6 protein-coding genes are annotated in these 6,944 nt (G+C 65.5%); all 6 read left to right on the forward strand.

Annotation, left to right across the window (positions count from 1 at the left end; genetic code table 11):
• On the forward strand, positions 1-754 hold a 754-nt coding region (locus GSQ95_RS24635; protein ID WP_256664709.1), incomplete at its 5' end, for an SDR family NAD(P)-dependent oxidoreductase.
• A gap of 108 nt (positions 755-862) precedes the next feature.
• Complete coding sequence (locus GSQ95_RS24640) at positions 863-1,858, forward strand: fumarylacetoacetate hydrolase family protein (RefSeq protein ID WP_158894755.1); 996 nt, start codon at positions 863-865, stop codon at positions 1,856-1,858.
• 1 nt (position 1,859) lies between these two features.
• Positions 1,860-2,798 (forward strand): NAD-dependent epimerase/dehydratase family protein, encoded by a 939-nt coding sequence (locus GSQ95_RS24645; RefSeq protein WP_158894752.1) that lies wholly within the window; start codon positions 1,860-1,862, stop codon positions 2,796-2,798.
• 53 nt (positions 2,799-2,851) lie between these two features.
• Positions 2,852-4,093: an MFS transporter gene (locus tag GSQ95_RS24650; protein ID WP_158894749.1), complete on the forward strand. Its 1,242-nt coding sequence runs from the start codon at positions 2,852-2,854 to the stop codon at positions 4,091-4,093.
• Between the two features lies 1 nt (position 4,094).
• Entirely contained in the window at positions 4,095-4,883 is a 789-nt protein-coding gene (locus GSQ95_RS24655) for an SDR family NAD(P)-dependent oxidoreductase (RefSeq protein WP_158894746.1), read from the forward strand.
• Between the two features lie 86 nt (positions 4,884-4,969).
• Positions 4,970-6,442: a carbohydrate porin gene (locus GSQ95_RS24660; protein WP_158894743.1), complete on the forward strand. Its 1,473-nt coding sequence runs from the start codon at positions 4,970-4,972 to the stop codon at positions 6,440-6,442.
• Positions 6,443-6,944: the final 502 nt, after the last annotated feature.

Here is a 6,944-nt window from a genome sequence, read left to right on the forward strand (position 1 = left end):
CGGCCAGCCCCTGGCCGGGCGGGTGGCGGTGGTCACCGGCGGCGCGGGCGGGCTGGGGTCGGCGATCTGCCGTGCCCTGGCCGCCGCGGGTGCCGCGGTGGTGGTCGGCTATCACGCCTCCGCCGAGGCTGCCCACCGGTTGGCGGCCGAGTTGCCGGTGAACGAACTGGCCCATGCCGCCTTACCGCTGCCCGTTACCGACAGCGCCGCCCTAGTCGAGCAGACCACGCTCATCAAGCGGACCTATGGCCGCTGCGACCTGCTGGTAAACAACGCCGGTACCACCCGTTTCGTACCGCACGCCGATCTGGCCGCTCTGGACGATGCGCTGTTCGATCGCATCTTCGCCACCAACGTGCGCGGCGCCCTGGCGATGGTACGGGCGCTGCGGCCCTTGCTGGAGCGTGAGGGCAGCGGCCTGGTCGTCAACATCAGCTCCATTGCGGCGCGCACAGCCATGGGCAGTAACCTGGCCTACTGCGCGTCCAAGGCGGCGCTGGACAACCTGACCCTGTCCCTCGCGCGCGCCCTGGCTCCACGGATCCGGGTGGTCGGGGTCGCCCCGGGCCTGGCCGACACCGAATTCGTCGCCGGCCTGGACCGCGCCTGGCGCGACGAACAGGCCGCCCGCACCCCGCTGCAGCGGCTGGCCCGGGCCGAGGAGGTGGCGGCAGCGGTCCTGGCCCTGGCCACCCAGCTGACCTTCACCACCGGCGCCGTCATCCCCGTGGATGGCGGTCGCCCGCTCGCCTAGGAGGGCTGCCATGAATACTTTCGCCCTTGCACAACAGCACATCCCCCGTGGCGGCCTGCTCGTACTCATCCAGGTGGCGGCTTGCCCCACCTCAACGGAGATTGCCCCATGAAATTCGCCTCGCTCAAGGACGGTAGCCGAGACGGTCGGCTGCTGGTGGTCTCGCGTGATCTGCGCCGGGCGGTGATCGCCCCGGCATCGATGCCGCGGCTGCAAACTGTGCTGGAAGACTGGGAGGCCTGTGCACCCCGGCTCGAAGCGCTCTATGCCGAACTCAACGCTGGCCGCGTCGCGGAGGCCTTCGCCTTCGATCCTCGGGCGGTCATGGCGCCCCTGCCACGGGCCTACCAATGGGCCGACGCCTCGGCGTTCCTTTCCCACGGCAACCTCATGGAACGGGCCTACGACCTGGACATCAAGAAGGACGCGGGTGTCCCAATCATCTATCAGGGCAGCGGCGACGATTTCTACGGCCCCTGCGACGACTACCCGGTGCCCGGCGAAGACCAGCATATCGATTTTGAGGGCGAGGTGGCCGTGGTCCTGGACGACGTGCCGCTGGGCGTCCAGCCCGCTGCCGCCGCCGGCCATATCCGTCTGCTGATGTTGCTCAACGACGTCAGCCTGCGCGCCCATCTGTTCAAGGAAATCAGCATCGGCTTCGGACCGCTGCGCGCCAAGCCGAGCACGGTGTTCGCGCCGGTCGCCATAACCCCGGATGAGCTGGGCGATGCCTGGCGCGACGGCCGGGTCCAGCTACCGCTGCGCGTGGAGCTCAATGGCAAGCGCTTCGGCGAACCCCATGGCGGCGAGATGGACTTCAGCTTTCCCGAGCTGGTGATGCACCTGGCACGTACCCGTCGGTTGCGCGCCGGGACCGTGCTCGGCTCGGGCACCTTTTCCAACCGCGACTATCGTCGCACGGGCTCGGCCTGTCTGGCCGAGCAGCGCGCCATCGAGAAGCTCGAGCAGGGCGAGTCGCGCACGCCGTTCCTGAGCTTCGGTGATTGGCTGAGGTTCGAGATGGCCGGCCTCGATGGCCAGAGCCTGTTCGGCGCCATCGATCACCGATTCGTCGCGGCGCCGCTGCCGTCGGAGGTGTGAGATGCATGTCCTCGTGACCGGTGCCGGCGGCTTCGTCGGCCAGTGCCTGGTACGTCGCCTTCTGGATGATGCCGAGGCCTTGCCCTGGACGCGCCTGACCTTGCTGGACGTCCAGTTGCCCGACGTACCGAACGATCCGCGGATCCACTCGCTCACGGGCAGCCTGGCCGAGCCGGATGTGCTGGCCGCCGCGCTCGCCCACCCGGCCGAGATGGTGTTCCACCTGGCCAGCGTGCCCGGCGGACTGGCCGAACGCGACTACACCCTGGGCCGCCGGGTCAACCTGGACGCCACCCTGGCGCTGTTCGAGGGCCTGCAAAGGCCCACCTGGCCGCCACGCGTGGTGTTCGCCAGCACCATCGCCGTTTACGGTCGCCTGCCGATGGAACCCATGGACGAGGCGGCCCCGCTGCGACCGCAACTGAGCTATGGCACCCAGAAGCTGATCGGCGAGTTGCTGCTGGACGATTTCTCCCGGCGGGGTGGCCTGGACGGCATCGCCCTGCGCCTGCCTGGCATCGTGGCGCGGCCGCCACAGCCGTCCGGCCTGCTGTCGGCCTTTATGAGCGACCTGTTCTGGCGACTGCGCGATGGCCAAGCATTCGTTTGTCCGGTCGCGGCGGAAGGCACCGCCTGGTGGATGTCGGCGGCGCGCTGCGTCGACAACCTGCTGCACGCCGCGCGCATGCCCAGCGCGGCGCTGGTCGAGCGCCGGGCGGTGACGCTGCCGGTGCTGCACCTGAGTTTCGCCGCGGTCGTCGACGGGCTGTGCGCCCGTTTCGGCGCAGACCGTCGGCAGTTGGTCAGCTACCGCCCCGATCCCGACTTGGAGCGATCCTTCGCCCGCTATCCCGCCCTGGCTACCCCCAAAGCCGAGGCGCTGGGCTTCAAGCACGATGGCGACCTGGCCAGCTTGATCGAACGCACCCTGGACGGCTGATCGACGCCGTCTAGGTAGTCACCGAACAACAATAACAAGCTGAGGAGAACACCATGACCGTTCCCGACCGTTCCGGCCATTCCGTGGCCCGTATCGCCACCTACCTGTTGTTGCTCATCAATTGCCTGGCGCCCATGGCGGCCATTGTGGTGGCGCCCAGCCTGCCGCAGATGCAGGCGCATTTCGCCGATGTGCCCAACGTGCAGTTCCTTGTCCCCATCTCGCTGGCCGTGCCCGGACTGATGGTGGCCCTGCTGGGGCCCCTGATGGGCATCGTGGCCGATCGCATGGGCCGCAAACGTCTGCTTCTGCTGGCCATGGTGGGCTATGGGTGCACGGGCGTGCTGCCGCTGTTTCTCGAGTCACTGCATGCGATCATCATCAGTCGGATCCTGCTGGGGTGCATGGAGGCAGTGGTCGTGACCATCAGCACCACGCTGATCGGTGATTACTACAGCGGCGCGCTCCGGCAACGCTACCTGGCCCTGCAGACCACCTTCGCCGCCAGCTCCGCCATCCTCTTCTTCATGATCGGCGGTGCCCTGGGTGAACTCGGCTGGCGGATGCCGTACATGGTCTATGTGGTCGCCTTGGTCATGGCGGTATTTGCCTACTTCCTGCTGTGGGAGCCGCAGCGTCAGAGCCTGAGCGCCGAAGATGCCCAGAATGCGTCGCAGCAGGCCAAGGCTTTTCGCCCCGCGCTCCTGGCCGTCATATGCCTTGTAACCCTGGTGGGCGGTGTTGCCTTCATGGTGTTGCAGATCCAGCTGGCCTACATGCTGCGCGACATCGGCCAGGCTTCGCCGAGCACTGCCGGCATGATCGCCTCGGCCTGCAGCGTGATGATCGTGCTGGGTACGCTCAGCGTGCACCTGTTGCTACGTCTCAAGCTGCGCATCCCGCATTGTCTGGCCCTGGCGTTCGGCCTGATCGGCTGCAGCTTCCTGCTGGTGCCCTGGGCCGACCGGGCCTCTCTGATACTGCTGGTGGCGCTGATCAACGGCCTGGGTTGCGGCCTGATGCTACCGAGTCTGGCCATCTGGAACATGCGCGAACTGCCCTGGCAGCGTCGCGCCTTCGGCACCGGTGCCTGGTATGGCAGCTATTCGCTGGGCGCCTTCCTAAGTCCCATCCTGGTGGTCGCGGTAACCGCCCATACTCGCGGCCTGGCCGCCACCGTGGGCCTGGCGGCCTGGGTCCTGCTGCCCATGGCGGTCATCGCCCTGCTGTGCGCCTTCTGCAGCCGGCCGCGGATCGGCTTTCCCTTCGCCGCCCGCAATGTCGAGGAAGCCTGAGATGGCTGCTACCGAACGTGGCCGGCTCGCCGGCAAGACTGCCCTCATCACCGGCGTGGGCAATGGAATCGGCCAGGCCTGTGCACTGCTGTTCGCCCGTCAGGGCGCCCGGGTATTGGGCTGTGATCGCGACGCTGCAGCGGCCGAGCAGACCCTCGCCCTGGCGCGAGCAGAGGGGCTGCAAAACCTGGCCATATACACCTGCGACCTTACCCAGCCGGCCGCGGTAAAGGCATGGATCGAGTGGGCCTGTGCCCAGGGCGATGGCGGCTTCGACTGTTTAGTCAACGCCGCAGCCTTCGGTGCCTTCGCCTGGATCGAAGACATGGATTACGAAGCCCAGTGGCGGCGGACCCTTACGGGTGAGTTGGACATCGTCTTCCTGGTCTGCCAGTCCGCCTGGCCTGTGCTCAAGGCACGCGGCGGCGGGGTGGTTCTCAACTTCGCCTCGGCCAATGCGCGGATGGCGCTGGAGGGCTCGCCCGCGCTTGCCCATTGCGCCGGCAAAGGCGGGGTGCTGGCCATGACCCGCCAACTGGCGATGGAGGGAGGGCCGTACAACATCCGCGCCAACACCCTGTCTCCCGGGCTGATCGAGACGCAAGCCACGCGGGCTCATATAGCACGAGATCCTGAGCTGCGTCCTACGGCGCTCAGCCGTCAGTTCCTGCGCGAACGGCTGGGCATGCCGGAGGACGTCGCATGGGCGGCAGTCTTTCTGGCGTCTGATGAGGCCGTCTGGATAACCGGGGCCGATCTGGCGATAGACGCTGGCGCCACTGCTGGCTGAATCAAGACGTTCAACTTCCCCCGCACAGGCATCTGGCGATGCCGCGGGTAACTGTGTCCGCAATAACAACAACAAAGGATGTCGACATGAACATCAATCATGGCAAGTTTCTCGTTCTCCCCCTGGTGCTAGCCGTGCTTCATTCTGGAACGGCGTTCGCCGCCGATCTGGATCTGGGGGGGCGTCAGCAGCTGCCCTCCAGCACCGACGACAGCCTGCCTAACGAACGGGTGGGGCCGCGGGTACTGTTCGTCGAGCCGCGGCAACCCGCGCCCGCCGGACGGCCGCTGGAAGAGCAGGGGCGCTGGCTCAAGGAGCAGGGCATCAGCCCGCACCTGGACATGACGCAGTTCTACCTTGCCAACCCCAGCGCAGGCGTCGACACCGGCCGTCATGGAACCCTGACGCTGTTCGGGGTGGGTGCCGACTTCGACATGGAAAAGCTTGCCGGCGTACCGGGGGGACTGGTGCATTTCATGCAGCTCTATGTGCCCTGGACCTCGAACCTCGCCTACGGCTCTCAGCTTGGCGACGCGCTGGCGGGCAAGCCATCACCCTACATTCCCCGCGTTAGCCACCTGACGTTGTTCACCTATGAGCAGCGTCTGCTGGATGATCGTCTGACCCTGGAGGCAGGCAAGAGCAACGCCGGCACCTATTTCGCCCTGCCGCTGTGCAATTTGCCTTACGGCTGCGTGAGTCCGGCGATTCTGCAGGACACGGCCGGCATCAACCCGCCGCCCTATGCCAACTGGGGTTTCCGCAGCGCCTACGATTTCACCCCGCGCTGGCGTGCTCAGTTAGGTACCTGGCGTAGCTACGACGCCTATCCATTCACCAATGGCTGGGAGCGGCGCGAGGGGGACATGGGCGGATCGTTGAGCACCATCTACTTGGGCAACATCGCCTACCGTACCGACTTTTCGATGAGCACCTATCCCACCTCTTTCGAGCTGATGGGGTTCTATAACAACCGTCGACAAAATGATCCCTACTACACCGTCGATGGCACTTCCCGGGTCACCAGCCAGGCTGCACCCGTGACCCACGACGGCGTCAGTGGCTTCTATGTAGGCGCGAAACAGACCTTCTGGCGCGCCGATGGCGGTCAGCCTGGGGTAAGTAATCCTACCGCCCTAAGCGTCCATGGCAGCCTCTCCCACGTATTCGAGGAAGAGACTGCCAGCGGTGTGGCCAATCAGGCCGATCTGGGTCTGATCCTATCGGCGCCGTTCCGCAGCCGACCGTTCGACAGCTATTCCATCAAGGCGAGCTGGGCACAGCTCAGCGATCACCAGCAGCGCTTCCTCGAAGACGCGTATGCCGTGAGCAGCGGCGGTGGCGACTATCGGCCGGGACGCGATGAATACGCGCTCTCCCTGGACGCTAACTTCGTCCTGACCGACAGCATCGTGCTCAGCCCCTACGTGACCCGCACCTTCCACGGCAGTAGCTACCTCAATCCTTTCAGTGGCGACAATCCACGCGATGGCTACGCCTTCGGCGTTCTGATGCATGTGCAGTTCGATCAACTGCTAGGCCTTAACGGCCTGAAATAAGCGCGGTGTCAGAAGGCCGCGCCACGCTCGACGCACCTCGTGGAGGGCGTGGCGCCCGTCTGGTCGGTACCGGCTCCGCCTGGGCACACCGGTCGGTCGCAGCGGTGCTACCTGGTTTGAAAGCTTTTGTGCGGATTTAGAGTGGGTTTGATCCGCGGTCTGCTTGTTTCTAGGTATTCCGTACAGCACTGGACCAAACGGTGACTTCGCTGGCTGAAGTTTATTTGGAGAGGTGTAATGGACCACTTGCATAGATTGCTAGAAATAGTCACGGCGGGATTGATCCAGTACGGCTGCGCCCTTAGTGGTTGCGCGCCACCTAACCGGGACAGTTTTCGAAGTAGCGGGCTTTCGCCTAAGAACGTTGGCGTCGCCTTACGACCGCTCTCAACAAGACTGTCGGGAGGTAGTGGTCCAGGAGGGGAGAGCAGGTAGTTGCTTGGTTGACACTAGGGTTTGTCTGAAAAGTCGACGCGCCAACAGCGATCAATGCAGGCCAGAG

Source organism: Pseudomonas sp. BAV 4579 (genome assembly GCF_009765395.1).
Lineage (GTDB): Bacteria > Pseudomonadota > Gammaproteobacteria > Pseudomonadales > Pseudomonadaceae > Chryseomonas > Chryseomonas aestiva.